The organism is Vibrio sp. 1078-1 (assembly GCF_033340475.1).
The window spans coordinates 1-802 of the sequence record NZ_JAWOWM010000220.1 but is presented as its reverse complement, the minus strand read 5'-3'; the positions used below and the strand labels follow the sequence as shown (position 1 = coordinate 802).

General features: G+C 48.0%; 1 protein-coding gene. It reads right to left on the bottom strand.

Going from position 1 to position 802, the window contains the following annotated elements:
- A partial coding sequence (locus tag R7190_RS26735; protein ID WP_318137781.1) for a methyl-accepting chemotaxis protein occupies window positions 1-802 on the bottom strand: 802 nt, incomplete at both ends.

Here is an 802-nt window from a genome sequence, read left to right as displayed (position 1 = left end):
CGACCGACGACAGGGACTCTTCGCTGCCTTGCTGAAATTGGGAAATGATGCTTTCAATGTTGCTGGTGGCTTCGGCGGTACGTGAGGCCAGATTTCTCACTTCATCGGCAACGACCGCAAAGCCACGACCTTGCTCTCCGGCGCGTGCCGCTTCGATTGCTGCGTTTAGAGCGAGTAGGTTAGTTTGTTCGGCGATGCCTTTAATTACACCGAGTATTGAGGAAACTTCTTCGGTTCTCTGATTTAGAGACGTAATCTTCTCACGCACTTGTTCAATGTTGCTGACTAAGCTCTTGATGTCTTCGCTGACATTGTGCGCTTGGCTGGCGCTGTTTGTGGCTACGTCAACGGTGTGGTTTACCAACGTCGTTGCGTTGATTGTTGCCTCTTCAACCACGACTTGCTGCTGCAACATATCAATAATGTTGTTTTGCACTTCATTGGTTTCTAATTGCTGATTGTTTGCTGCTTCATCAGTGGATTGAGCAACGTCGGTGAGACGACCTGCAGACCCTGCTAACGAGTGGGAGGTGTCTTGCACGCGCTCAAGACTTTCCGAAACGGTATCCATAAAGGAATTAATAGACTGGGAAAGTTGGCCAACTTCGTCATTTTGTTTATGGACAAGTCTCTGGGAGAGATCTTTGCTGGCACTAACGTTCGACATAAAGTGCGAGGTTTTTTGAATTGGTCGCACGATGATCTTACGAATCAATCCCATGGTGATGAGAAAACCAACCAACGCAATGGCAGACATGATGCCCATCGCGTACATCGCTTGTTTATTGATCATCGAACTCAC